The following is a 26,501-nucleotide window of genomic DNA, read 5'->3' on the forward strand; positions in this document are numbered from 1 at the left end:
CGCTGCAGCACCTATATGATCGATACTATGCCCCACAATGCAGCAACAGCACCCGTCGGAACCCTCGTTCAGGGCACCGTCAGCCCCACTTTGCCGGTCCCCGCTTCGATCGCACGGCCGGAGTACGCGTGGAAACCGGCGCCGGCCAAATTCACCGGTTCCGAGGTCAAGACCCCGGAGACCATCGAGAAAATCCGCACCGCTGGACGGATCGCTGCACAGGCCATTGTGGAGGTCGGCAAGCACATCGAACCCGGCGTCACCACCGACCAATTGGACCGAATCGGGCATGAATTCCTGCTGGACCACCACGCGTATCCGTCCTGCCTGGGCTACCGCGGTTTCCCGAAGTCGATCTGCTCCTCGATCAATGAAGTGATCTGCCACGGGATCCCGGATACCACCGTGCTGCAGGATGGCGACATCATCAACATCGACATCACCGCTTACCTGGACGGCGTCCACGGGGATACCAACTACACCTTCCTGGTGGGCGACGTCGATGAAGAGTCGCGCCTGCTGGTGGAGCGGACGCAGGAATCACTGCGCCGCGGCATCAAGGCAGTTGCCCCGGGCCGCGAAATCAACGTGATCGGCCGGACCATCGAGTCCTTCGCCAAGCGCTTCGGCTACGGTGTGGTCCGCGACTTCACCGGCCATGGTGTCGGCGAAGCGTTCCACACCGGGCTGATCATCCCGCATTATGACGCCGCCCCCGCCTACAGCCGGGTGATCGAGCCGGGCATGGTCTTCACCATCGAGCCGATGCTGACGTTGGGCACCATCGATTGGGAGATGTGGGACGACAACTGGACAGTGGTCACCAAGGACCGCAAACGGACCGCCCAGTTCGAGCACACCCTGGTGGTCACCGAATCCGGTGCGGAGATCCTGACCCTGCCCTAGTCCGACAGCGTCCGCCCCGCAGCGGGTAGGCTACCGATAGTCCGGCTCCGCACGCCGGAGACAAGCGCACACGGAGGTGGCATGGCGACCGGCAAGGACGGCAAGACAGCCAAACGGGCATCACGCTCGGCGATCGGGATCGATATCGGCGGGACCGGCATCAAGGGCGGCATCGTCGACCTCAAAAAGGGGAACCTGGTCGGCGACCGCGTCCGTTACGACACTCCCCGTCCATCCACGCCGGAGGCCGTGGCCGACGTCGTCGCGCGCATCGTCAGCGAACTCTCCGCCCGCCCGGAGGGCCCGCCACCGGACCGCCCGGTGGGCGTCACGTTCCCCGCCATCATCCGCCACGGCGTGGCCCGGTCCGCAGCCAACGTCGATGCCAGCTGGATCGGCACCGACGTCGATACGCTGCTCACCGACAAAATGTCCCGTCCGGTCCAGGTCATCAACGACGCCGATGCGGCAGGGCTGGCGGAGGCCCGTTTTGGTGCCGGGTCCGGCGTGAAGGGGACCCTGCTGGTCATCACCTTGGGCACCGGCATCGGGTCGGCCTTCATCTTCAACGGCACCTTGGTGCCCAACGCTGAACTGGGGCACCTGGAGCTGGACGGGCACGACGCCGAGACGAAGGCCTCCGCCGCGGCCCGCGAACGCGACGGCCTGGACTGGGAGACGTACGCGAAGCGCCTGCAGCGATACTTTTCGCACGTGGAGTTCTTGTTCTCGCCGGAGCTGTTCATCATTGGCGGCGGCATTTCCAAACGCAGCGAGGACTTCCTGCCCCTGCTTCAGCTGGCCACGCCGATCATCCCGGCGCAGCTGCGCAACAACGCCGGCATCGTCGGGGCAGCGCTGCAGTCGGCCATCCACTTCGGTTTCGCCAAGTAAAACAGTTGGTGCCGGTGGCGGCCCCGGCTTCCCCTCCGCAGCCGCCACCGGAGTCTGAGTGCGCTATTGCGCTGTCAACGGCCGTTGCCGGCCTTCCGGCCCCTGCTGGCCGTTTGCATCGCGGCGCAGCTGGTCGATGGCGGATTCGAAATCCTCCAGCGACTCGTAGCCCTGGTAGACGCTGGCGAACCGCAGGAAAGCGATCAGGTCCAGCTTCTTGAGCGGGCCAAGGATGGCCAGCCCCACCTCGTGGGCGTCGATTTCCGCGGCGCCGCTGGCGCGGACCGACTCTTCAACTTCCTGGGCCAGCATGGCCAGGTCGTCTTCGGTCACCGGCCGGCCCTGGCACGCCTTGCGCACGCCGTTGACTACTTTGGTGCGGCTGAACGGCTCGCTGACGCCCGAGCGCTTGATCACGCTGAGGCTGGTGGTCTCCACCGTGGTGAAGCGGCGCCCGCAGGCCGGACACTGCCGGCGCCGGCGGATCGCCGAGCCGTCGTCGGTCAGCCGGCTGTCCACGACCCGGGAATCGGAGTTGCGGCAGAACGGACAATACACGCAACACTCCTTCCATGGGGGAACACCAACAATTCATCCTAGAACTATATCTAGGTGAATTACAAGACTGTGATTACTACATGTTGGGGTTGGGGTTGCTCAGTCGAACCGGATGGCCACGGCATCGCCATGCGCCGGAAGGTCCTCGGCGCGGGAGAGTGCGCCGATGTGTCCGCTCACTTCCCGCAGCGCTTCGCTGCCGTAGTTGATCACTTGGACCGCACGCAGGAAGGTGGTCACATTGAGGCCGCTGGCGAACGTGGCGGTGCCGCTGGTGGGCAGCACATGGTTGGAGCCGGCGCAGTAGTCGCCCAGGCTCACCGGGCTGTAGTCGCCCACGAAGATCGCGCCGGCGTTGCGGATCCGGCCGGCCACCGCGGCGGCGTCGGCGGTCTGGATCTCCAAGTGCTCGGCGGCGTAGGCGTCGCACACGGCGATGCCCTGTTCCAGCCCATCCACCAAAATGGTGCCCGACTGCGGTCCGGACAGCGCCTGGCGAACCCGCTCGGAGTGCTTGGTTCTGGCGATCTGTACGCCGAGTTCCCCGCGCACGGCCTGCGCCAGTTCCTCCGACGCGGTGACCAGCACGGAGGCGGCATGCGGATCGTGCTCGGCCTGGCTGATCAGGTCGGCGGCCACAAAGGCCGGATTGGCGGTCTCGTCGGCCAGGATGGCTATCTCGGTGGTGCCCGCTTCCGCGTCGATGCCCACCACACTCTTGACCAGCCGCTTGGCCGTGGCCACGAAAACGTTGCCGGGGCCGGTGACCACATCCACGGGTTCCAGTGCCGGGCCGTGTTCGTTGGCGGGCACCCCGTAGGCGAACGCGGCAACGGCCTGCGCGCCGCCGATCGCGTAGACCTCTTCGATGCCCAGCAGTTTGGCGGCGGCCAGGATCGTGGGGTGCGGCAGCGAGCCGAAGTCTTTTTGCGGCGGCGAGGCCAGCGCGATGGAGGCCACGCCCGCTGCCTGTGCCGGCACCACGTTCATCACCACGGACGACGGATACACGGCCAGTCCGCCGGGGACGTACAGCCCCACCCGGTTCACCGGGATCCACTTGTGCGTCACCACTGCCCCGTCGCTGATTGCGACGTCGGTGTCCCCCGGCTTCTGCGCAGCGGCGAACCGCCGCGCACGCTCGATGGCCTCCTCCAGGGCGGCACGGACCTGCGGGTCCAGCTGGTCCAAGGCCTCGTCCAGCGCCGCTGCCGGCACCCGCGGATGCAGCTGCTCCACGCCGTCGAACCTGCGCGCAAGGTCGGCCAGGGCGGCGAAACCGTCCGCGCGCACCTTGCCGATGATCTCCTCGACGGCGCCGGTGGCGGCGTCGAACGTGGTTTCCGCACGTGGCATGGCGGCTTTCAGCTCGGCGGTGCCGAGGCTGCTGCCGCGCAGGTCCAGCGTGCGGAAGTCGGTCAAGGGGTGGGCGGAGGCTGCAGAAGTCACCCACCCATTCTACTGACCGCTCGCCGCCGCGCGGTCAGGCGTCGAGGCAGGCCGGCCCCAGCAGCACCTTCAGGTCGCCGAACAGCGAGGGGTTGGGATTGACCCGCAGGTCCACCCCCAGCTTCATCACCTCAACCTTGCGGGAACTGTTCAGCCGCACCTGCACCTCGGTAGTGCCGGGATGGGTGCGCAGCACGTCGCCCAGCGCGGTGACGACCGACTCGGTCGCCTTGAAGCTGGCCATCGAAATCACCACCGGGCCGGAGTGCCCGTCGCTGAGGTCGGGCACGGTCAGTTCCTGCGCATTCAGGGTGACTGCCCCGTCGTCGCGGCGCTGCAGCCGGCCCCGCACCACCACAATCAGGTCTTCCGCCAGCACGGTCGCGATCGGCGCATACGCCTGGCCGAAGAACATGACCTCCATCGAGCCGCCGAGGTCCTCGACCTCGGCCCGGGCATAGGCGTTGCCGCTGTTCTTGGCGATCCGGCGCTGCAGCGAGGTGATCATGCCCGCAATCGTGACGATCTGTCCGTCCGGCGGGCCGTCCTCGCCGATCAGCGAGGTGATGGACATGTCCGCGTGCTGGCTCAGGATCCCGTCCAGTCCCTGCAGCGGGTGGTCGGAAACGTACAGGCCCAGCATGTCGCGTTCGAACGCGAGCTTGTCTTTCTTGTCCCACTCGGGCAGGTCCGGCACATCGACCGCGAGTCCCCCGGCCGTTTCGCCGCCGTCGTCGAACGCGCTGAAGAGGTCAAACTGGTTGGCGGCCTCGTTGCGCTTGAGCACGATGACCGAGTCCACGGCTTCTTCGTGGATCATGGCCAGCGCGCGGCGCGGATGGCCCAGCGAGTCAAACGCGCCGGCCTTGATCAGCGACTCGATGGTGCGCTTGTTGCAGACCACGGCCGGTACCTTCTGCAGAAAATCGCTGAAGCTGGCGAAGTTGCCCTTCTCGTCGCGGGCGGCCACCATGGCGTGCACCACGTTGGCGCCGACGTTGCGGATGGCGCCCATGCCGAAGCGGATGTCCTTGCCCACCGGGGTGAAGTTCAGCGCCGATTCGTTCACATCCGGCGGCAGCACCGTGATGCCCATGTGGCGGCATTCGTTCAGGTACAGCGCCAGCTTGTCCTTGTCGTCGCCGACTGAGGTGAGCAGCGCGGCCATGTATTCGGCCGGGTAGTGCGCCTTCAGGTAGGCGGTCCAGTAGGAGACCAGGCCGTAGGCGGCCGAGTGCGCCTTGTTGAACGCGTAGTCGGAGAACGGCAGCAGGATGTCCCACAGCGCCTTAATGGCTGCCTCGGAGTAGCCGCGGTCCACCATGCCCTGATGGAAGCCCGCATACTGCTTGTCCAGCTCGGACTTCTTTTTCTTGCCCATCGCGCGGCGCAGAATGTCCGCTTGGCCCAGCGAGAAGCCGGCCACCTTCTGGGCGATCGCCATTACCTGCTCCTGGTACACGATCAGGCCGTAGGTGGTGTCCAGAATGTCCCGCAGCGGTTCTTCCAGCTCCGGGTGGATCGGGGTGATTTCCTGGAGCCCGGTCTTGCGCAGCGCGTAGTTGGTGTGCGAGTTCGCGCCCATCGGGCCCGGCCGGTACAGGGCGATGACGGCGGAGATGTCTTCGAAGTTGTCCGGCCGCATCATCTTCAGCAGCGACCGCATCGGGCCGCCGTCGAGCTGGAAGACGCCCAGGGTGTCGCCGCGGGCCAGCAGTTCGTAGGACCCGCGGTCGTCGAGGTCCAGTGTTTCAAGATCCAGGTCGATGTCCTGGTTCATCTTGATGTTCTCGATGGCGTCCGTGATGATCGTCAGGTTGCGCAGGCCGAGGAAGTCCATCTTGATCAGGCCGAGGCCTTCACAGGTGGGATAGTCGAACTGCGTAATGATCTGGCCGTCCTGCTCGCGGCGCATGATCGGGATGATGTCGATCAGCGGATCCGAGGACATGATCACGCCGGCTGCGTGCACACCCCACTGGCGCTTCAGCCCTTCCAGGCCCAGCGCGGTTTCGAAGACCTTGGCGGAATCCGCATCGGATTTGAGCAGTTCGCGCATCTCCTCGGCCTCGCCGTAGCGCTTGGCGCTGGGATCGTGCACTTCCTTCAGCGTCAGGCCCTTGCCCATGACGTCCGGCGGCATGGCCTTGGTCAGCCGCTCGCCGGTGGAGAACGGATAGCCCATCACACGCGAGGAGTCCTTCAACGCCTGCTTGGCCTTGATGGTGCCGTAGGTGACGATCATGGCCACGCGGTCGTCGCCGTACTTCTCGGTGACGTACTTGATCACCTCGGGGCGACGCCGGTCATCGAAGTCCACGTCGAAGTCAGGCATCGAAACGCGGTCCGGGTTCAGGAAGCGCTCGAAGATCAGTCCGTGCTTGAGCGGGTTCAAGTCGGTGATCCGCATCGCGTAGGCCACCATCGAGCCGGCGCCGGAGCCGCGGCCCGGGCCTACCCGGATGCCGTTGTCCTTAGACCAGTTGATGAAGTCGGCCACCACCAGGAAGTAGCCCGGGAAGCCCATTTGGAGGATGATGCCGATCTCGTATTCGGCCTGCTTGCGCACGTCATCGGGGATGCCCGTCGGGAACCGGTAATGCAGGCCCTTCTCGACTTCCTTGACGAACCAGGATTCCTCGTTCTCCCCCTCCGGCACCGGGAACACCGGCATGTAGGAGGCCTTGGTATTGAACTCCACGTTGCAGCGCTCGGCGATCAGCAGGGTGTTGTCGCACGCTTCGGGCACATCGCGGAAAATGGCCCGCATCTCCGCCGGGGATTTCAGGTAGAACTCGTCCGCATCGAACTTGAAGCGCTTCGGGTCGGCCAGCGACGAACCGGACTGCACGCACAGCAGCGCCGCATGCGACTTGGCATCTTCGGCGTGCGTGTAGTGCAGGTCGTTGGTGGCCACGAACGGGAGCCCGAGTTCGCGCGCCAGTTTGCGCAGATCGGCCTGCACGTTGCGCTCGATGTCCAGGCCGTGGTCCATCAGTTCGCAGAAGAAGTTTTCCTTGCCGAAGATGTCCCGGAAATCGGAGGCAGCCTGCTTCGCCTCGTTGTACAGGCCCAGCCGCAGCTTGGTCTGGACCTCACCGGACGGACAGCCGGTGGTGGCGATCAGGCCCTTGCCATAGGTCTGCAGCAGGTCCCGGTCCATCCGCGGCTTGTACAGATAGCCTTCCAGCGAGGCCAGCGACGAGGCGCGGAAGAGGTTGTGCATGCCTTCGGTGGTCTCGGCCCACATGGTCATGTGGGTGTAGGCGCCGGCGCCGGAGACGTCGTTGCGTCCGCCGTCGCCCCAGCGTACGCGCGTCTTGTCCGCCCGGGCGGTGCCCGGAGTCAGGTACGCTTCGACGCCGACGATGGGTTTGACCCCGGCGTTGCGGGCCTTGTTCCAGAAATCGAAGGCACCGAAGACGAACCCGTGGTCCGTGGTCGCCACCGCGTTCATGCCCAGTTCCTCGGTGTGGCTGAACAAGTCGGTCAGCCGCGCGGCACCGTCGAGCATCGAGTACTCGGTGTGGTTGTGGAGATGGACGAAGGAATCGTTGCCGGTCTTGGAAGAAGTCACTGCTGCCACGGTTTCATTCTAGGTGTCGGAGCCAGCCGGCCCGGGCTACACGCGGTGTTCGGCGAGTGCCTGCAGCGCGTAAGCCAAGTCCTGCGGGTACTCGCTTTCGTATTCAACCCATTCCCCGGTGCCGGGGTGGTGGAAGCCGAGCTTTTTGGCATGCAGCCACTGCCGGGTCAGGCCCAGCGCTGCGGCAAGCTTCGGATCGGCACCGTAGGTCAGGTCGCCGGCGCAGGGATGCCGGAGCGCCGAGAAGTGGACGCGGATCTGGTGGGTCCGGCCGGTCTCCAGATGCACTTCGACCAAGGACGCCTTGCCGAAGGCTTCGATGACCTCATAGTGGGTCAGCGAATGGCGTCCGTCCTCGACGACGGCGAACCGCCAGTCAAAACCGGGGTGCCGGCCGATCGGCGCATCGATGGTTCCCTCCAGCGGATCCGGCAGCCCCTGCACGAGTGCGTGATAGACCTTGTCCACCGTGCGGTCCTTGAACGCGCGCTTCAGCAAGGTGTAACCGTGTTCGGTCTTGGCCACCACCATCACGCCGGATGTTCCCACGTCCAGGCGGTGGACGATCCCGGCCCGCTCGGCGGCACCCGACGTCGAAATCCGGTAGCCGCGGGCCGCCAGCGCTCCGACCACGGTGGGTCCCACCCAGCCCGGCGACGGATGCGCCGCCACGCCCACCGGTTTGTCGATGACGACGAAATCGTCCTCGTCTCCGAGTATCTTCAACTCCTGAACCTCTTCCACCACGATGGCGAGCGGATCCCGCTGCTCCGGTACGACGATGCGCAGTCTCCCCTGGCCCGGAAGCTTCGCCGATTTGGCTATGGCACGGCCATCCAGTTCCACGCACTTGTCGCCGAACAACGCCGCGGCCGCCGTGCGGGACACGCCCAGCAGCCCCGCGACCACCGTGTCTGCCCGTTCACCGGCCGTCCCGCTGTCCAGCTCGACGACCCTGACGTCGTCAGTCACTGCTCTCCCCTGCTGGCTTGCCCCCATCGAGCTTGCCGTCCCGGTTGGACGTGTCGTCCCTGGTGGCCGTGCCGTCCCGGGTGGCTGTGCCGTCCCCGGTTTTGGCGGTCTGCCGGGTGCCGTCCATGCCTATTCCCATGAAAGTCAGCACGCACCACAGGATGACCGCTCCGACGACGGCGGAGTCGGCGATGTTGAAGATCGCGAAGTTCGGGAAGGCGATGAAATCCACCACGTGCCCGAGGCCAAAAGAGGGTTCGCGGAACAGCCGGTCGGTCAGGTTACCCAGCGCGCCACCCAGCAGGAAGCCGAGCGCCACGGACCACCACAGAGAGCGGACCTTGCGGGCATAAACCAGGATTGCCATGGCAACGGCCGACATCACCAAGGTGAACACCCAGGTGTGGTCCTGGCCGATGGAGAACGCCGCGCCCGAGTTGCGGATGAAATGCCAGTGCAGCAGCGGCGGCAGTACCGGAGTGATCTGCCCCTCTGTCATGGTGGAGACGACCCACCACTTGGTCAATTGGTCAAAGGCGTAGGCGAAGGCCGCGCAGCCGGCCAGCAGCAGGATGAAACGGGCTTTGCCCTTGCGTTGTCCGGCCGCGGCCGCCGCCCCGTCGTGGGATCGATCAGCTGCCGGTGGAGTTTCTGACATGTCTCTCTCGTCTTCAGTGCCGTCCGGGCACCGATGCGGTGTGCAAAGGCAATGGCCGGCGGCAGGATAATCCCGGCGCCGGCCATGGGGGTCCCTGTGGACAGGGTCAGTTACCTTCCGCGCTTACGCGTCGGCGCTGTCCTTGACTTCGGGAGCAGCGAAGGAACCACGGGCTTCCAGATCGCGAAGCTGGCCTTCAATGTAGGCCTTCAAACGGGCACGGTAGTCGCGCTCGAAACCACGCAGCTGCTCCAGCTTGCGCTCCAGCACGGCCTTCTGCTGCTCCAGGTTGCCCAGCGTCTTGCGGCTCTTTTCCTCGGCGTCATTGACCAGGCTGCTGGCTTCCAGCTGTGCCTCGGCAATGATCTTGTCCCGCTGCTCCACGCCGGCGGTGACGTACTCGTCGTGGAGCTTCTGGGCCATCGCCAGCACGCCGGCCGCCGACTCGGCGGTAGCGGAGCGGTCGGCCGCGGGAGCCGCGGCGGCAACCGGAGCCGGCTTCGGCTCTTCCTTCGCCTTGGGCTCGACCTTCGGTTCTTCCTTGACCTGTTCGCGGACCTGTTCGGTCTTCGGGGCGGCCGAAACCGGAGCCGGCACGGAGGCCTCCGGAGCCTGGCCCGACGTGGCGTCAGCCAGCTTCTTGCGAAGTTCGTCGTTCTCCTGGTTCAGCCGGCGGAGTTCAACAACGATCTCATCGAGAAAGTCGTCAACCTCATCCTGGTCATAGCCTTCGCGGAACTTAGTCGGCTGGAACCGCTTGTTGACAACGTCTTCTGGCGTCAAAGCCATCTGGTCACCTCATACTGGTTCGTGGGTCATGAATGCAACGTGCTGGATTCATAACAACGGTAGCGAATATCCCCGTGCAACGGACATCCGCCAGCTATATCTGAATCAGAATATATCGTTTCGGAGACGAACACTAACGCGCCCTCGGTCAGGCCAAACCCGCCACGATGGCCATGGCGATGGTCACGATGAGGAACAGCACCAGGAAGGCAAGATCGAGCGCGAATCCGCCGATCCGCAGCGGCGGAATGAGCCTGCGCAGGCCCTTCAGCGGCGGGTCGGTCACAGTGTAGATAACGGACGCCGAGACCAGCGCGATTCCGCGCGGCCTCCAGCGGCGGGCGAAGGATTGCACCACTTCAAAAACGATGCGCACGATCAAAGTCAGCTGGAACAACATCAAGATCAGGTACAGCAGGACGAAAATGATGGACACGCCGTTTCCACGATTCCTAGCGCTAGAAGGATTTTGACGGGCGGCACGCCGTGCGGAAAGTGCGGCAGGCTAGCTCTGGTTGAAGAAACTGGCCTGCTGGTCGCTGGACTTTCGGTCCTCACCCAACACTTCCACGCTTGACGGCGAGAGCAGGAAAACCTTATTGGTTACCCGCTCAATGCTACCGTGCAGACCGAAGACCAGGCCGGCCGAAAAATCGACCAGCCGCTTGGCTTCCGCTTCGCCCATGTCCGTGACGTTCATGATCACCGGGATCCCGTCCCGGAAGCTCTCGCCAATAACCTTGGCGTCATTGTAGGAGCGCGGGTGCACCGTGGTGATCTGGTGCAGCACGGTGGCATCCTCGCGGGCGGACGGAGCGCGCTTGATCGGCGTCACCGGAGCCCGGTATTCCTCGGCAGCCGGCTTCACCGGTGCCGCTGCAGGCTCCGCGCGGCGCTCCTGTCGGGGCTGTTCCACGGGCTGCTCCTCATCTCGGGCGGCCGTGTCCGGCTGCTCGGGTTCGTAGTGCTCGTCACCATCGGCGAGCCCAAGATAAATCATTGTCTTGCGCAGTGTGCCTGCCATGGTAGCTCCCATCCTGTCTTCAGCGCTGCTGTCTGCCTTGCGCGGCCCCCGCTCATGAACATGGGTTCATGGACATGGGTTCCGGCAAAGAGCCTGCCTAGCCAAAACGCTACCGTACCGCCGGTCGTGGTCCGAGGACATCTGATCCGACACGGAGGTGTGTCGCGCCCGCAGCGACCGCTGCTTCAAGGTCCTGGCTCATTCCTGCCGAAACCATGACCGCCTCGGGATGCTCTTCCTGAAGCTGTTGCGAGAGCTCCGCCAACCGGCCGAAGGCCTGGGCCGGGTCTGCACCCAACGGCGCTACCGCCATCAGTCCGGCCGGGGCCAGCCCCTCGGTTTCCTGGAGGGCTTCGGCCAGCGCCCGGATCTCCCCGGGACGGGCACCGCCGCGGGCCGCCGTTCCGGCCGCCTGCGGCCGGTCCGACTCGTCAAGGTCCACCTGGATCAGGCAGCCGAGAGCCGCACGGGGCTCGAGCCCGGCAGCCTGCCGCCGTTCCTGCTCGGCCGCCATGGCTTTGCCCAGTGCCCGGACCAGTTGCGGACGGTCCACCGAGTGGACCAGATCGGCGTAACGGATCACCGATTTGGCCTTGTTTGTCTGCAGTTGTCCAATGAAATGCCAGCGCAGCCCGCGGCCGGCCAGCTCCGCGGCCTTCGCGGCGGCTTCCTGGTCCCGGTTCTCCCCGACGTCGGTCACCCCCAGTTCCTGCAGCAGCGCAACATCGGAGGCAGGGAAAAACTTTGTTACCACAATCAGTTCCGGCTCCGCCGAACGCCCGACGGCGGCCCGGGCGATCCGCGCCCGGACGCGTTCCAGATTTGCTGAGAGTTCGGCCTTCCGGGAGTTGGTGCTCATGCGTCCTTCCAGACCAGGCCAGCGAACCGGCCGGTGCGTTGATCCTGCCGGTAGGAGAACAACCGGCTTTCCTCCCGGGTGCAGCCCGGCACCCGGTGCGCCTCCACATCGAGTCCGACCAGTTCGGCGGTGGCCCCGGCGGCAAGATCGAGTGCCGGCGTGCCCCAGGTGGTCCTCGCTGCCAGCTCGGGAATCCGGGCCACCGCATCCGCTTGCATCTGCTCGGGAACCTCGTAGCAGGCTCCGCAGATGGACGGCCCGATCCAGGCTTGCAGTCCGTCTGCGCCCGCATCACGGAGCCCGGCCACCGCATTGGCCAGCACGCCGTCCAGCAGCCCGCGGCGGCCGGCATGTGCCACCGCGGTGGCGGCACCGCCGTCGGGCAGGGTCCCTACCAGCACCACCGGCAGGCAGTCCGCAACCATCACCGCCAGTGGCGACGCGCCGTCGGGACTCACCAGCGCATCGGCCGTCACCGCCGGTTCCGCCGAAGCCGGCCCACCGGCAGCCACGATGGCCGCCTCGGCCGAATGCACCTGGTTCATGAACCGCAGCGAACCGGCCGCTACCGGCAGGGCACCCTCCAGCAGTTCACGACGCCGGTGCACAGCGGCGGCGTCGTCCCCTACATGGAGGCCCAGGTTGCCGGCCGACCGGTCGGTGAAAGCGACCCACACGCCGGTGTGGACCTGCTGCTTCCACCAGAACACTGCCGAACCCTTCTTGTTACTTCAGGAAATCCGGGACATCCAGGTCATCGATCCGGCCCGCGCTCAGGTCCGGCTCCACGATGGCCGGAAGGTCCATGTCGAAGCCGGCGTCGACGGGAACGTGCGCGGACTGCGAGACCATGCCGCCGAAGCCATGCTCCACCGGTTGGGAAACCGGAACGGAGGGCTGCGCCGCAGGCACCGCGGGGGCACCGGCCGGCGCCACGGCAGGCTTCTGGCTCGGGGCAGCCGACGTGACATCCACTTGGTCGAAGCCGGCGGCGATGACGGTGACCCGGGCTTCGTCGCCCAGCGCATCGTCGATGACGGCGCCGAAGATGATGTTCGCTTCGGGGTGGGCGACTTCCTGCACCAGCCGCGCGGCCTCGTTGATTTCGAACAGGCCGAGATCGGATCCGCCCTGGATCGAGAGCAGCACGCCGTGCGCGCCGTCGATGGAAGCTTCCAGCAGCGGGGACGCGATGGCCAGCTCGGCGGCCTTGACCGCGCGGTCCTCGCCGCGGGCGGAGCCGATGCCCATCAGTGCCGAACCGGCTCCCTGCATCACGGACTTGACGTCAGCGAAGTCGAGGTTGATCAGGCCGGGCGTAGTGATCAGGTCGGTGATGCCCTGGACGCCGGAGAGCAGCACCTGGTCGGCGGACCGGAAGGCATCGAGCATGGAGACGTTGCGGTCGCTGATGGACAGCAGGCGGTCGTTCGGGATCACGATCAGGGTGTCGACTTCGTCGCGCAGCGTTTCGATGCCGGTTTCGGCCTGGTTCGACCGGCGGCGGCCCTCGAACGTGAACGGCCGGGTGACGACGCCGATGGTCAGCGCGCCGAGCGAACGGGCAATCCGGGCCACCACGGGCGCGCCGCCGGTACCGGTACCGCCGCCTTCGCCGGCCGTCACGAAGACCATGTCCGCCCCGCGCAGGACTTCCTCGATCTCTTCGGCATGATCTTCGGCGGCCTTGCGGCCCACCTCCGGGTCGGCTCCGGCGCCGAGTCCGCGGGTGAGCTCACGGCCGACGTCGAGCTTCACGTCGGCGTCGCTCATCAACAGTGCCTGAGCATCGGTGTTGATGGCGATGAACTCCACGCCGCGGAGCCCCACCTCGATCATCCGGTTGACGGCATTCACGCCACCGCCGCCGATGCCGACGACTTTGATGACGGCCAAGTAATTCTGCGGTGCTGCCACGTCCTGTGTCCCTTGCTCGAGTCTGCACTGATCAGTTCTGCCGAAGCGGGCGGGTCCCCGGTCCGGTAGTTTCACCTAAACATTAACCCTCAACTTGAAGGTTAGAGTTATGTCAAGTAGTTCCTATCCGAGACGCTAGACGGAAGGCCGGGCCGGCACAATGACCCGGCTCCGCGTGTCGCGCGATCGGCGGCGGTTGCGTTTTGCTGGCGGCCGCGCCGGGTCTCAACGGGTCACCGGCCGCGTGGGGGTGCTCACATCGATGACGCTTGCCTTGCCCTTCACGCCCTTGGCCTGCAACAGCGCCTCCAGCACGGTGGCTTTGAGCTCCTGCTGTCCCGCGTTTCCCCACAGCACCTTTTGGCCGTTGACCAGCTGGAGTTCCACCGAGTCCACCGACCGGGCCGAGGCATGGTCGAGCTGTTTCAGCACGGCCGGCTGGAGCGCGCCGAGCACGCCGGTGATCGAGGCGAAGACGTCGGGATCCTCGGCCGCCTTCGCGCCGTCGATCAACGGCAGTTTCGCCTCGCTGCGCTTGCGGACCGAGGCCAGCGCCTTCCCCGATTCGTCGATTAGCACGAACTTCTTGCCGTCCTTCAGCACGGCAACGGGTGTGTGCTCGATGATCCTCACGTGCAGTTCCGAGGGCGGCTTGGCCACGACTTCCACCGACTCGACCGCCGGGAAGTGGTCCACGTGGGCAGCCACTTCCCGTTCGCCAACACGCGCCAGGGGAATTCCCTTCAACGGCTCCAACGCCTCACTCAGTTTCGCGGAATCCGTGAGTTTGGCCCCCTCCACGGTGACGGTCTTCACCGCCAGTGCCGGCGACAGGAAGATGACCGACATCAGCACGGCAAGGAGCACGACGACGATGCCCGCCGCGATCAGCAGCCGGCGCCGGGTCTTGCGTCGGGCCGGTTCGGGGAAACTGACTACCGTGGCATCGGCTCCCCCGCCGCCTGACGGGCGCGGCGGACCGGGCCGCGGGCCGCGCCAACGCCCCAACCAGCCCGCCGGCGCGCCGCGCTGGGGCGTGGATGCGGCTGCGGAGCTTCCTGCGCCAGCTGCGGGTGCACCGGTGCCGTGTTCGGGCGGGTGGGTGCCGGCAGCGGACCTGGTGGCCCCGGTCCGCCGCGGTGCCGCCCCGGTCCCGGTGGCAGCGGCGCCGGATTTTGCGGCGGTGCCGGACCTGGCGGCGGTGCCGGATCCCGGCGCCGGCAGTGCCGTCACTCTTCCGGAGGTGATCCGTACCCCCGTCCCCGGGCCGTCCGCCGTCGTGCTTTCGGGCCTGGGCGGCCGCCGGGCGGCTTCCGGTGCCGGCGCCGCGTCGTCCGGCCGTCCGGCCGGGGCAGCGGGACGGGCCGGAGTGCGTGGCTTGCGCGGACTCATTGCACCGCCGTGGAGGCCTGCTCCAGGGCCTCGACCAGGACGGGGCCGTATTGGGTCACGTCGCCGGCTCCGACGGTTAACACGATGTCGCCGGGCTGTGAGCGGGCGACGATGTCAGCGACGGCGCGGTCCGGGTCTGGTGCATAGCTGCCGGAAGGCAACCGGTTGGTGATCAGTTCGCTGGTGACGCCCGGGATGGGATCCTCGCGCGCGGGATAGATATCCAGGATGGCGGCCGAATCGGCCAACTGCAGCGCCTGGGCAAATTCCGCGGCGAACTCCCGGGTACGCGAGAACAGATGAGGCTGGAAGAGCACATGCACCGCATGTCCCGCGGCAACTTTCCGCGCGGCGGTCAGGGCGGCGTGGACCTCGGTGGGATGGTGGGCGTAGTCATCGAACACGCGGACCCCGGCTGCTGCGCCCTTGGCTTCGAATCGCCGGGCTGCCCCGGTGAACCCGGCCAGTCCCTCGGCGGCGGCGGCGGGATCGATGCCCTGCGTGATGGCCACCGCGACGGCCGCCGCCGCGTTGCGGATGTTGTGCTCGCCGGGTACTTGGAGCCGCAGTGTGCAGCTGCCGCCAGGGTAGTCGATCCGGCTGGCGCTGCCGGAACCGGCGAACTCGCTCTCAGCGATGCGCAGTTCGGCGTCCGCCGCGTAGCCGTAGCCAAGCACCCGGCAGGCGGCGCCGGACGCTGCCACCCGCTCAGCCAAGGCGCGGGCGCCGTCGTCGTCAAGGCAGACCACCAGCGTGCCGTCGCTGGGAAGCAGGGCCGCGAACTGGTCGAACGAGGCGTAGACGGCTTCGGCGGACCCGTAGTGGTCCAGGTGGTCGGCCTCCACATTGGTCACGACGATGACCTGCGGCCGGTAGTTGAGGAAGGAGGCGTCGGATTCGTCCGCTTCGGCGACAAACAGGTCGCCGTCCCCGTGCGCGGCGTTGACGCCGAGCGCCGCCACATCGCCGCCGATGGCGAAGGACGGCTCGCGACCGGCGGCCTGCAGCATCACCGTGGCCATGGCCGTGGTGGTGGTCTTGCCGTGGGTGCCGCCGACGGCGATCAGCCGCTTTCCCTCCATGGCGGCGGAGAGCGCCACCGAACGGTGCACAATGTTCAGGTTCGCGGCAACCGCAGCCTGCAGTTCGGGGTTCTCCGGCCGTATGGCGGTGGAGACCACCACCGTGTCCGCGTGGCCAACATGACCTGCCTCATGGCCCACGAAGACCGTCGCGCCGAGCGCCTCCAGTTGCCGCAGCACGGCCGAGTCGCGCGCATCCGAACCGGACACCGGCACGCCGCGGGCCAGCAGGATCCGGGCGATGGCCGACATCCCGGCGCCGCCGAGTCCGATGAAGTGCACCGCGCCGAGCTCGCCGAACGGCAGCCGGGCCGTGGTGTGGAAATCAGTGGCTTTCATCGGTGCTCCTCCCCCATTGCCTCGAGCACTAATTGTGCCATTCGCGCGTCCGCGTCTCTGATCCCCAGAGCGTGCGCCGCTTCCGACATCTGCTCCAGCCGTGCCGGATTCTTCAACAGCGGCACCAGCTGGTCCGTGACCCAGCGCGCGTTGAAGTCCCCGTCCCGGACCAGCACCGCGCCGCCTGCCTCCACCAGGGAGGCAGCATTCAGCGCCTGTTCGCCGTTCCCGTGCGGCAGCGGCACCAGCACCGACGGCAAGCCGACGGCGGCAACTTCGCACACCGTGGCCGCACCGGCGCGGGCCAACAGCAGGTCGGCCGCGGCGTAGACATCCTGCATGCCGTCCACATACTCCACCTGGTGGTAGCCGGGAGAGGTGAGCAGCAGCCCCTCGGCATCCCGCAGCGCCTTGTTCCGGCCGGTGATGTGCAGCACCTGGATTCCGGCTGCGGCGAGGTCCGGCAGCGCGGCGGCGATGGTCCGGTTGATGCTGAGTGCACCCGATGAACCGCCGGTGACGATCAGCGTCGGCTCCTCCGGCGCCAGCCCCAGCCTCCGGCGGGCGGCGCTGCGGGACGCCTGCCGGTCCAAGGTGGCAATTTCCCGGCGCATCGGCATCCCGACCCAGCGCGCTCCGGGCAGCTGGGTGTCCTTGAACGCCACCGCCACCCGCTCGGCCAGCCGGGCCCCCACCCGGTTGGCCAGGCCGGGCCTGGCGTTGGCTTCGTGGATCACGATCGGCACCCGGCGCAGCTTGGCCGCGATGTACATCGGCGTGCTGACATACCCGCCCACGCCCACCACGACGTCGGCCTTCGCGCCGTCGATAATGCCGGTGGCCTGGCGCACCGCCGCGGCAAACTTGAACGGCAGCTTCAGCAGGTCGAGTGAGGGCCGGCGCGGCAGCGGCACGCGCCCGATGGTGGCCAGTTGGTAGCCGGCCGCGGGCACCAGCCGGGTCTCCATGCCGGCGGCGGTGCCGACGGCGAGGATGCGGGCCGCGGGGGCCGCTTCGACCACGGCCGCGGCGATGGCCAGCAGCGGGCTGACATGCCCAGCGGTGCCGCCGCCGGCCAGGACCACAGAGGGATCGGAAGTGTTCATGGTGTAGCTGGGTTACCTTCTGCTCGGCTTGTGGTGGGTGGTTCAGCGGGTGCTGGCGGACGTTGCCTGCCGCAGCCGGCTGATCAGTCCTCCCGGCTTCTTCCGGCCGGGTGCCCCGGTCCGGGCAAAGGACAAGAGTACACCGACGGCTGCCAGCGTCACGGTCAGCGCGGATCCGCCGTAGGAGATGAACGGCAGCGGCACGCCGATCACCGGCAGCAGGCCGGTGACCACCGCGATGTTCACGAAGGCCTGGCCGATGATCCAGACCATGATGGATCCGGCGAAGATCCGAACGAACAGGGACTCCTGGCGCATCACCGTGCGCACCAGCGCGATGGCCAGGACGCCGAACAGGGCCAGGATGACCATGGTGCCGAGCAGCCCCAGTTCTTCGCCGATAATGGCAAAGATGTAGTCGTTGTGGGCTTCCGGAATCCAGTTGTACTTCTGTCGGCTTTGGCCCAGGCCCACACCCCACCAGCCCCCGGAGGCCAGCGCGAAGAGCCCGTTGCAGGACTGCATGTTGAGCCCGGTGGTAGTTTCACATCCCTGGTCGGTCCACATCAGGATGCGGCCCATCCGGTTGGGGCTGACTACGACCAGCAGCAGCACCAGCGCCGTAGCGCCCAGACCGGCGATGCCAAAGAGCTTCAACGGCGCTCCGGCGAAGAACAGTCCGCCGGCAATGATCAGCATCAAGATCATCGCGGTGCCCAAGTCGTTGCCGGCCAGCACCGGTCCGACAATCAGAATGGCGCCGGGCACCACCACGGGGACGACCAGATGCTTCCAGTTGCCCAGCAGCCGTTCTTTGGCCGCCAGGACGGCTGCCATCCAGAGGCACATGCCCAGCTTGGCGACTTCCGAGGGCTGCAAGGACGTCCCGCCGGGCAACGTGATCCAGTTGCGGTTGCCGCCGACGGACTCACCCAGCGGGGTGAAAACCAGCAGCAGCAGAATGACCGACAGAGCGAGGCCCGGCCAGGCCAGCCTTCGGTACGTGGCCGGCTTCCATCGCGAGAGGATCAGCATCGCGGTGACGCCGAGGCCGGCGAAGATCGCCTGCCGCATGAACAGGCTGAACGGCGAGTTGTCGTCGGCGATGGATTCGACCGCAGACGAGGAGAGCACCATCAGCAGGCCGATGGCGGTCAGGGCGAGGGCCGAGCCGAGGATCAGGTAGTAGCTGGCGCCGCTGGACTGCGTTCCCGTGCCCTGGATCCGGTCCAGCAAGACGGTGCCGCGTTCGCGCAGCTGCCGGAGCTTGGCCGCAGGGGCATCCTTTGCCCGGGCGGTGCCGGTTTCGCGGACGACGGCGGGGTGGGACGTCCGGCTTCCGCTGCGGGTGCCGCTGCTGGCCATTACTGCTCCTTGGTCGACGGTGCCTGCCCTTCCCCGAACCGGCGGACGGCTTCCATGAACGCGTTGCCGCGGTGCGCGTAGGACGTGAACTGGTCCATCGACGCGGCAGCCGGGGCCATCAGGACGGTGTCCCCGTCGGCGGCTATGCCGGCTGCAGCTTCCACCGCTGCCGCCATCACGCTCTCCCCGGCGAGGCGGCCCGACGTCGGGGTCCTGCCTTCAGTTTCCTCCGCCGGGACGGCGATGACCGGAACATCCGGCGCGTGTCGCTGCAACGAGGCCAACAGGGACGAGTTGTCCGTCCCAATCAGCACAACGGCTTTCAGTCTGCGCGCATGGTCCGCGATCAACTCGTCGTAGTTAACGCCCTTGGACAATCCGCCAGCGATCCACACCACCGAAGAAAAGGACGCGAGCGAGGCCGAAGCAGCGTGCGGGTTGGTGGCTTTGGAGTCGTTGACCCAGAGCACCCCGGCCTGTTCCAGGACCTTTTGGATCCGGTGCGATCCCGGATCAAACCGCCGCAGTCCTTCGCGCACCGCGGCCGGTTCCACGCCGTAGGCCAGGACCAGGGCGGCGGCCGCCAGCGCGTTGGCCACCTGGTGCCGCGGCGCCACGTCGCCCACATCGGCCAGGCTGGCCAACTCGGCCGCGGAGTCGCGGCGCTCCTGGATGTAGGCGCGGTCGACCAGGAGGTTCTCCACCACGCCGACCATGCTTACCGCCGGCATGCCGGTGGTGAAACCGATCGCCCGGCAGCCTTCGACGACGTCGGCCGCTTCGACCATCTCCTCGGTTTCGCGCTGCTCGGCGTTGTAGACGCACGCGATCCTGGTCCGCTCATAGATCTTGGCCTTGTCGGCCAGGTACGCGGCGTAGGACCCGTGCCAGTCCACGTGGTCTTCGGCCACGTTGAGCACCACGGAAGCCAGCGGTGACATGCTGTGGGTCCAGTGCAGCTGGAAGCTGGAGAGTTCCACGGCGATCACGTCGTAGCCGATCGGATCGCGCACCGCATCCAAAATGGGAGTGCCCACGTTGCCGGCGGCGATGGCGCGCAACCCGGCCGCCTGCAACATCGATTCGGCCATTCCCACTGTGGTGGTCTTGCCATTGGTGCCGGTAATGGCCAGCCAATCGGCCGTGCGCCGCCCGGCGCGTTCCCGCACCCGCCAGGCCAGTTCAACGTCGCCCCAAATGGGGATCCCCGCGTCCGCGGCGGCGGCCAGCAGCGGTGTCTGCGGGCTCCAGCCCGGCGAGGTGACCACCAGTTCGGCAGGTTCCCCACCGACGTCGGGCAGGACGCTGCCGTGCTCGGCACCGAGCAGGACCTCCCGGGCCCCGACGATCTTCAAGGTGTCGGCCTTGGCCCGGTTTTCCGCCGTGTCGCGGCCGTCGACGACGACCACGGCGGCGCCCAGTTCGATCAGCGTGTCCGCAGCGGAGAAACCCGACAGTCCGATGCCGGCGACCACCACGCGCAGTCCGGACCAGTCCGCGTCCCAGGAGGTCAGTGCATCAAGACGGTTCACGAGCCCAACACCCATTCTGCGTAGAAGATCCCCAGCGCGGCCGCCACGCAGAGCCCGGCGATGATCCAGAAGCGCACCACGACGGTGACTTCGGCCCAGCCCTTGAGCTCGAAGTGGTGCTGCAGCGGGGCCATCTTGAAGACCCGTTTGCCGCCGCTGAGCTTGAAGAAGGCCACCTGGATGATCACGGAGAGCGAGATGATGACGAACAGCCCGGCCATGACCACCAGCAGCAACTCGCTGCGGGACAGGATGGCGAAGCCGGCAATGGCGCCGCCGATGGCCAGCGAACCGGTGTCGCCCATGAAGATCTTGGCGGGCGAGGTGTTCCACCACAGGAAACCGATCAGCGCGCCGGCCAGCGCTCCGGCGATCAACGCCAGGTCCAGCGGGTCACGTACTTCGTAGCAGGCCTCACCGGGCACCTTGACGGAGCCGCAGCTCTGGTTGAACTGCCAGATGCCCATCAGCATGTAGGCGCCGCAGACCATCACCGAGGCGCCCGCCGCGAGGCCGTCCAGCCCGTCGGTCAGGTTCACGCCGTTGGTGGCCGCCGTGACAATGATGTTGGACCAGATGATGAACAGGATGGTACCGAGGACCGTGCCGCCAAAGGCAAGGTCGAGCCAGGGAATGTCCCGGGTGAAGGAGATGTTCAGCGACGCCGGTGTGCGGCCCAGGCTGTCCGGAAAGTTCAGCGCCAGAACGGCAAAAAGGATGCCGACCAGGCCCTGCAGCACGATCTTCGCCCAGGCCCTGAGCCCGAGGCTGCGTTGCTTGGAGATCTTGATGAAATCGTCCAAAAAACCCACCAGGCCCATGCCGGCCATCAACAGCAGCAGCACGCCGCCGGAGGCCGTCGGACCCTGGTGCGCTCCCCCATTGATCATCCACATGCCCAGATGGGTGGCAAAATAGGCCACCACCACGGTGGCCACAATGACCACCCCGCCCATGGTGGGCGTTCCGCGCTTGGTGTGGTGCGCCGTCGGGCCGTCGTCGCGGATGAACTGGCCGTAGCCCTTTTTCACCAGCAGCTTGATGAACAAGGGCGTCCCGAGCAGGGCCAGGACCAGCGCCAGGGCAGAACCGATCAGCAGGGCTATCACTGCGCCTGGCCTTCCTGTTGAGTTTCAGAACCGGGCACCGCAGCCGCCGCGGGATCGTCCGACGAGGGGTTTGCTAATGCTACCCGGTCGCCCAGATGCCGCAGTCCGGCCCCGTTGGAGGACTTAAACAGCACCAGATCGCCCGGCTCCAGCTGCTCTTCGAGCACACGGTAGGCCTCATCGGGGGTGGCCACCCACATCGATTCGTCTCCCCAGGAGCCTTCCATCACGGCTCCGGTGTGCATGGCCCTGGCATTAGTGCCGACCACAATCAGGCGCGAGATGTTCAGCCGAACCACGATCCGGCCGATCGCGTCGTGCTCGTGAACGGAGTCTTCGCCCAGTTCCAGCATCTCGCCGAGCACGGCCCAGGTGCGGCGGCCGCGGCCTAGTTCGGCCAGCGTGCGCAGCGCTGCCCGCATGGATTCCGGGTTGGCGTTGTAGGCATCGTTGATCACCGTCACGCCGTCCGGCCGCTCGGTCCGTTCCATCCGCCAGCGGCTGGCCGGCCCGCGCCCGCTCAGGCCGGCGGCGATGGTTTCCGCGGGCACGCCCAGTGCCCAGGCGGCGCCGGCGGCAGCCAGCAGGTTCGTCACGTGGTGGATGCCGATCAGGCCGGACGTCACTGGGTGCTCGGTACCGTCGGGAAAACGCAGCGTGAATTCCGGGTGGCCGGCCTCATTGATGTGGGCTCCGCGGGCCCTCAGCAGCTGTGCGGTGCTGTCGGCGGGCAGGCTGAAGTCGTCGTCGGAGCTGAAGTAGAGCACCTGGGCGCCAGTGCGGGCGGCCATCGCCTTGACCCGGTGATCGTCAGCGTTGAGCACGGCGGTTCCGCTGGCGGGCAGTGCTTCGGCCAGCTCGCCCTTGGCGATGGCGATGTTCTCCACGCCGCCGAATTCCCCGGCGTGGGCGGTGCCGACGCCCAGCACGACGCCGATGCTCGGCTTCACCATGTCGGCCAAGTACTCGATGTGGCCAATACCGGTGGCTCCCATTTCCACCACCAGGTAGCGGGTGTCGTAATCCGCGGAGAAGACCGTCAGCGGTACACCCACCTCGCCATTGTAGGAGCCGATCGGCGCCACGGTCGGCGCCACCAGTCCCAGGATGCCGGCCAGCAGGTCCTTGGTGGTGGTTTTGCCGGCACTGCCGGTGATGCCCACGACCTCGAGCCCGGAGGCGGCACGCAGCCGGGCGACGATGGCCGCGGCGATGGCGCCCATGGCCAGCACGGCATCGGCCACAACGACCTGCGGCAACACCCGGCCCGAGGCATCGGAAACTTCGCGTTCAGTCAACGCGAGCACGGCGCCGGCTTCGAACGCGGTGGCGACGTAGAAGTGGCCGTCTGCGGTCTCGCCCGGCTTGGCCACGAACAGCCCGCCGGGCTCGATCTCGCGGGAATCTGTGGTGGCGGAACTCACGGTGATCTCGGCGGTCTCCCCCGTGCCGGTGACCGGCTCCCCAATGACCTGTCCGCCCGTTATCGCCGCAATATCGGCTGCAGTAAGTTCAATCATGACGATCTAGGACTCTACCGCCTTCTGGGAGAGCAGTCCGAATCCGTGCCGGTGCAGCGCCTCACGCAGTTCCACCCGGTCATCGAGGGCCAGGTTCTCACCGTTGACCTCCTGCCAGACCTCATGTCCGCGGCCGGCGACCAGCACGGTGTCCGTCGGCGCGGCCATGGCCACCGCCCGCTCGATGGCCTCTGCGCGCGGGAAAACCTCGACGATTTCAGCCGGCAACTGTTCGTTGTCGGCAGCGGCCCGGGCGCCGGCCAGCACATCGCCACGAATCTGCGCCGCGTCCTCGCCGTGCGGGTCGTCGTCGCTGATGATGACCACATCGGCCAGCCGGGCGGCGATGGCCCCCATCAGCGGGCGCTTGGTCTGGTCGCGCTCTCCGGTGGCGCCGAACACCACAATCACCCGAGCGCCGGGTTCGGGACGCCGGACCGAGGCCAGCGTCCGCTCCAGCGCGTCCGGATTGTGCGCGAAATCGACAATGGCGGCCGGCTTCTCACTGATCAGCTGCATCCGCCCGGGCACCTCGACGGTCAGCGGGTCCGCGTTGTCCAGCGCCTCCTGCAGCCGCGCCGGATCAGTCCCGGACGCCAGCACCATCAGCACGGCCAGCGAGGCGTTCGAAATGTTGAAGGTGCCCGGCAGGCCGGTGTGCAGCCGCAGCACCTCGCCGTCGGGGCCGTGCAGCTCAAACCGGTGCCCCAGTCCTTCGCGGACCACCTTCCGGACGCTCCAGTCGGCGCTGCCGCCGTCCGTGGCCAGCGTTGTCGCCTGGACTCCGGCGGCGCGCACCCGCTGCGCGAGCCGGCGGCCCCAGTCGTCGTCAACGCAGACCACCGCCTTGCCGGCCCGTTCCGGGTCGAAGAGGCGGGCCTTGGTGTCGAAGTACTCGTCCATGCTGCCGTGCAGGTCCAGATGGTCCTGGGTGAGGTTGGTAAAGCCGGCCACGTCGAACCGAACAGCATCCACCCGCCGGTAGGAAATGGCGTGCGAGGAGACTTCCATCGCCGCAGCGTCCAGTTCCCGTTCGCGCATCAGCGCCAACAGCCCGTGCACTTCGGGCGATTCCGGCGTGGTCAAGGCACTGGGAATCGCTTCGGAGCCCGCCTTGATCTCGATGGTGCCGATCAGTCCGCTGCTCAGTCCCAGCGCCGCCAGCAGGGAATTGATGAAGTAGGTGGTGGTGGTCTTGCCGTTGGTTCCGGTCACCCCGAACAGCGTGGGTGCCGCGCCGCCCTCCGGCTGGCTGCGGTAGATGGCTGCCGCCAACGGGCCCACGAGGGCACGCAGGTCAGCGGACCGCAGCACCGGCAGTCCCGGGGCATCGCCAGCGGCCAGCCGGGCGCCGTCGTCGTCGGTCAAGATGGCGGCGGCACCGGCCGCCTCCGCCTGCGCGGCGAAGCCGGCGCCGTGCCGACGCGCCCCGGGCAAGCCGATGTAAAGGTCCCCCTGCTCCACCGAGCGTGAATCGATGGTGATGCCGGTGAAGGCCAGTTCGTCGGTAGCCGGGCCGCCTTCAGGTACCGGAAGGCCGCGGCGCTGCAGCATGCTGCGCAGCTCCGCCAGTCGGACCGGCCTGACCGTTTGGGGCCGCAGGGGCGAGGCGGACCGGTGGGGCTGGTCGGCGGTGGAACTCACATATTCTCCAGGTTGGTTCATTCCAGCGGCAGGTCGACCCGTTTGCTGGTGGACGGCGGCACGTTGTAGGCATTGAGGACCTGCGTCATGACCTTCTTGAACGTCGGTCCGGCGGTCAGCGTCAGCACGCCGCCCTGCGGCCGCTGGATGGTCGCGACAACGACGAACTCCGGGTCCTCCATCGGGGCGATGCCGGCCATCGAGATGGTGTAGCCGCTGAACCCCCCGCTGGCGGAGGGCGCTTCCGCCGTTCCGGTCTTGACCCCGATCCGGTAGTCCTCAATATTACCGGCCTTGCCGCTGTGGTACTTCGGGTTGGTCTCCAACATGTCCTGCACTTGGTTGGCGGTCTTTTTGGAGACCGCCCGGCTGCCCTTCTCCACCGGCACCTCATGCACCGTGCCGTCCGGGTCGATGTAGGCGTCGATCAGCCGCGGCTGCATCAGCACGCCGTTGTTGGCGATGGTGCCGTACGCGACCGCTGTGTGCAGCGCGGTCTGCGCCAGGCCCTGGCCGAACATGACGGTGAACTCCTGCCGGCCGTCCCACGTCTCGGGCGGTGCCAGCAAGCCGCTGGTGGCGCCGTGGATGCCGATGTCGAAGCTTTGCCCGATGCCGAACTTCCGCAGGTAGTCATACCGCTGCTGCCGGGTCAGCTGCTGGCTGATCATGGTGGTCCCGGTGTTCAGCGACTGGGCGAAGATGCCGGCCGTGGTGCGCGTCAGCGTACCGTGCGGTGTGGCGTCCTGGAAGGTCTGGCCGTTGACCGTGTACTTGGGCGGGATCGTGTACCGCGACGCCGGCGTGGTGATCCCTTCTTCGATCGCGGCTGCCATCGTGATCATTTTGGTGGTTGAGCCAGGCTCGAAGGTCCGCGTCACCGCCATCGACTGCCGGTCGCCGGCGGGAGTAGCACCCGGGTCGTTGGGATCCACCGTGGTGGAGTCGGCCAGCGCGATCAGATCGCCGGTCTTGGCATTGAGCACGACGACGGTGCCGTATTCGGCCCCGTAGTCCTTGACGGTCTCCGCGATGACTTCCTGCGCGTACCACTGGATATCCGTATTGAGGGTCAGCCGGACGCTCCGGCCATCGACGGCCGGGACTTCCTCATTGGTTCCCACCGGAATGCGGATGCCGTCGGCGCCGATTTCGTAGGTCCTGGAACCGGGCGTCCCGGAGAGAATGTCGTTCTGGGACGCCTCGATGCCTTCGAGCGGCACGCCGTCCGAGCGCATGAACCCGACCACGGAACCGGCCACGGCACCGGCCGGGTAGTTGCGGACGGTGGTTTCGCGGGCCGACAGTCCGGGGAAAGCCAGGTCTTCGATCTTTTGCTGCACCTCCGGGGTGACGGATTTGGCCACATAGTTAAAGGGCTTGTCGCCGGTGACAGCTTTGGTGACGGTCTTCGTGTCCTGGCCCAGGATGCCGGCCAGTTCCGCGATAGCGTCGGCGATCTTGATGTCTTCGGATTCCTGGCGGATCGGATCGAACCTGGTGTAGTCCTCCACCAGCCGCTGGTCCACCACGATGTCGAACCGCTGGACGCTGCGGGCCAGCACCTTGTTGTTGGCGTCGAGGATCTCACCGCGCAGAGCCGGCAGGTCCACCGTGCGGAGGCGCTTGTCCACGGCAGCCTGCGCCATGCCGGCGGTGTCCAATCCCTGCAGCTGGAACAAACGGGCGCCGAGAATGACCAGCAGGATCAGCACGATGGCGAGTCCGGCCCGGAGCCGCCGGGTGGCCCGCGCCGTTCGGTCGGGGTGCTGGTGGTGGACCGTCGGTGCTGCCACAGGT

The 26,501-nt window shown here is 67.0% G+C and carries 22 protein-coding genes; 2 read left to right on the plus strand and 20 right to left on the minus strand.

Features of this window, described 5'->3' with window-relative positions:
• Positions 1 to 27: 27 nt before the first annotated feature.
• Positions 28 to 906 (plus strand): type I methionyl aminopeptidase, encoded by an 879-nt coding sequence (gene map / locus AC5RWX_RS17275; RefSeq protein WP_493940335.1) that lies wholly within the window; start codon positions 28 to 30, stop codon positions 904 to 906.
• Between the two features lie 81 nt (positions 907 to 987).
• The gene (ppgK, locus tag AC5RWX_RS17280) at positions 988 to 1,800 is read left to right on the plus strand and encodes a polyphosphate--glucose phosphotransferase (protein WP_493957902.1); all 813 of its coding nucleotides are present in this window, start codon (positions 988 to 990) and stop codon (positions 1,798 to 1,800) included.
• A 63-nt stretch (positions 1,801 to 1,863) separates the two neighbouring features.
• Here the strand turns inward: ppgK and nrdR are convergent, their stop codons facing one another.
• The 20 genes from nrdR to AC5RWX_RS17380 all read right to left on the minus strand — a co-directional run bounded on the left by nrdR (position 1,864) and on the right by AC5RWX_RS17380 (position 26,497).
• Positions 1,864 to 2,358 carry a transcriptional regulator NrdR gene (gene nrdR / locus AC5RWX_RS17285; RefSeq protein ID WP_414960146.1) on the minus strand — a complete coding sequence of 165 codons (495 nt, stop codon included), beginning with the start codon at positions 2,356 to 2,358 and terminating at the stop codon, positions 1,864 to 1,866.
• 99 nt (positions 2,359 to 2,457) lie between these two features.
• Positions 2,458 to 3,807, minus strand: a complete 1,350-nt coding sequence (gene hisD, locus AC5RWX_RS17290) for a histidinol dehydrogenase (RefSeq protein ID WP_493957903.1) — start codon at positions 3,805 to 3,807, stop codon at positions 2,458 to 2,460.
• 34 nt (positions 3,808 to 3,841) lie between these two features.
• A complete protein-coding gene (gene dnaE, locus AC5RWX_RS17295; RefSeq protein WP_493957937.1) occupies positions 3,842 to 7,321 on the minus strand; it encodes a DNA polymerase III subunit alpha in 3,480 nt (1,159 codons plus the stop codon).
• Positions 7,322 to 7,429: 108 nt separating this feature from the next.
• Positions 7,430 to 8,392 carry an RluA family pseudouridine synthase gene (locus tag AC5RWX_RS17300; protein WP_493957904.1) on the minus strand — a complete coding sequence of 321 codons (963 nt, stop codon included), beginning with the start codon at positions 8,390 to 8,392 and terminating at the stop codon, positions 7,430 to 7,432.
• On the minus strand, positions 8,358 to 9,023 hold the full coding sequence (gene lspA / locus AC5RWX_RS17305) for a signal peptidase II (protein ID WP_493957905.1): 666 nt from the start codon (positions 9,021 to 9,023) through the stop codon (positions 8,358 to 8,360). Before lspA ends, AC5RWX_RS17300 begins: the two co-directional genes overlap by 35 nt.
• Before the next feature lie 123 nt (positions 9,024 to 9,146).
• Entirely contained in the window at positions 9,147 to 9,812 is a 666-nt protein-coding gene (locus AC5RWX_RS17310; RefSeq protein ID WP_493940330.1) for a DivIVA domain-containing protein, read from the minus strand.
• Between the two features lie 148 nt (positions 9,813 to 9,960).
• Complete coding sequence (locus AC5RWX_RS17315; RefSeq protein WP_493940329.1) at positions 9,961 to 10,248, minus strand: YggT family protein; 288 nt, start codon at positions 10,246 to 10,248, stop codon at positions 9,961 to 9,963.
• A 69-nt stretch (positions 10,249 to 10,317) separates the two neighbouring features.
• On the minus strand, positions 10,318 to 10,836 hold the full coding sequence (locus tag AC5RWX_RS17320; RefSeq protein WP_493940328.1) for a cell division protein SepF: 519 nt from the start codon (positions 10,834 to 10,836) through the stop codon (positions 10,318 to 10,320).
• A 109-nt stretch (positions 10,837 to 10,945) separates the two neighbouring features.
• On the minus strand, positions 10,946 to 11,695 hold the full coding sequence (locus AC5RWX_RS17325) for a YggS family pyridoxal phosphate-dependent enzyme (protein WP_493957906.1): 750 nt from the start codon (positions 11,693 to 11,695) through the stop codon (positions 10,946 to 10,948).
• Positions 11,692 to 12,405: a purine nucleoside phosphorylase YfiH/LACC1 family protein gene (locus tag AC5RWX_RS17330; protein ID WP_493957907.1), complete on the minus strand. Its 714-nt coding sequence runs from the start codon at positions 12,403 to 12,405 to the stop codon at positions 11,692 to 11,694. The genes AC5RWX_RS17325 and AC5RWX_RS17330 overlap by 4 nt, the downstream gene beginning before the upstream one ends.
• A gap of 16 nt (positions 12,406 to 12,421) precedes the next feature.
• The gene (gene ftsZ / locus AC5RWX_RS17335; protein WP_493942953.1) at positions 12,422 to 13,612 is read right to left on the minus strand and encodes a cell division protein FtsZ; all 1,191 of its coding nucleotides are present in this window, start codon (positions 13,610 to 13,612) and stop codon (positions 12,422 to 12,424) included.
• Positions 13,613 to 13,837: 225 nt separating this feature from the next.
• Complete coding sequence (locus AC5RWX_RS17340) at positions 13,838 to 15,004, minus strand: cell division protein FtsQ/DivIB (protein ID WP_494097632.1); 1,167 nt, start codon at positions 15,002 to 15,004, stop codon at positions 13,838 to 13,840.
• Positions 15,001 to 16,425, minus strand: coding sequence for a UDP-N-acetylmuramate--L-alanine ligase (gene murC, locus AC5RWX_RS17345; RefSeq protein ID WP_493957908.1), 1,425 nt, complete (start codon positions 16,423 to 16,425; stop codon positions 15,001 to 15,003). Before murC ends, AC5RWX_RS17340 begins: the two co-directional genes overlap by 4 nt.
• A complete protein-coding gene (murG, locus tag AC5RWX_RS17350) occupies positions 16,422 to 17,531 on the minus strand; it encodes an undecaprenyldiphospho-muramoylpentapeptide beta-N-acetylglucosaminyltransferase (protein WP_493942950.1) in 1,110 nt (369 codons plus the stop codon). The genes murC and murG overlap by 4 nt, the downstream gene beginning before the upstream one ends.
• 42 nt (positions 17,532 to 17,573) lie before the next feature.
• A complete protein-coding gene (ftsW, locus tag AC5RWX_RS17355; RefSeq protein ID WP_493957909.1) occupies positions 17,574 to 18,896 on the minus strand; it encodes a putative lipid II flippase FtsW in 1,323 nt (440 codons plus the stop codon).
• Positions 18,896 to 20,428: a UDP-N-acetylmuramoyl-L-alanine--D-glutamate ligase gene (murD, locus tag AC5RWX_RS17360; RefSeq protein WP_493942948.1), complete on the minus strand. Its 1,533-nt coding sequence runs from the start codon at positions 20,426 to 20,428 to the stop codon at positions 18,896 to 18,898. The genes ftsW and murD overlap by 1 nt, the downstream gene beginning before the upstream one ends.
• Positions 20,425 to 21,537, minus strand: coding sequence for a phospho-N-acetylmuramoyl-pentapeptide-transferase (gene mraY / locus AC5RWX_RS17365; RefSeq protein WP_493942947.1), 1,113 nt, complete (start codon positions 21,535 to 21,537; stop codon positions 20,425 to 20,427). The genes murD and mraY overlap by 4 nt, the downstream gene beginning before the upstream one ends.
• Positions 21,534 to 23,057, minus strand: coding sequence for a UDP-N-acetylmuramoyl-tripeptide--D-alanyl-D-alanine ligase (locus AC5RWX_RS17370; RefSeq protein WP_493957910.1), 1,524 nt, complete (start codon positions 23,055 to 23,057; stop codon positions 21,534 to 21,536). Before AC5RWX_RS17370 ends, mraY begins: the two co-directional genes overlap by 4 nt.
• A gap of 6 nt (positions 23,058 to 23,063) precedes the next feature.
• A complete protein-coding gene (locus AC5RWX_RS17375) occupies positions 23,064 to 24,722 on the minus strand; it encodes a UDP-N-acetylmuramoyl-L-alanyl-D-glutamate--2,6-diaminopimelate ligase (protein ID WP_493957911.1) in 1,659 nt (552 codons plus the stop codon).
• Entirely contained in the window at positions 24,719 to 26,497 is a 1,779-nt protein-coding gene (locus AC5RWX_RS17380) for a peptidoglycan D,D-transpeptidase FtsI family protein (RefSeq protein WP_493957912.1), read from the minus strand. Before AC5RWX_RS17380 ends, AC5RWX_RS17375 begins: the two co-directional genes overlap by 4 nt.
• Positions 26,498 to 26,501: the final 4 nt, after the last annotated feature.

Source organism: Arthrobacter sp. SPT-J7 (genome assembly GCF_059089965.1).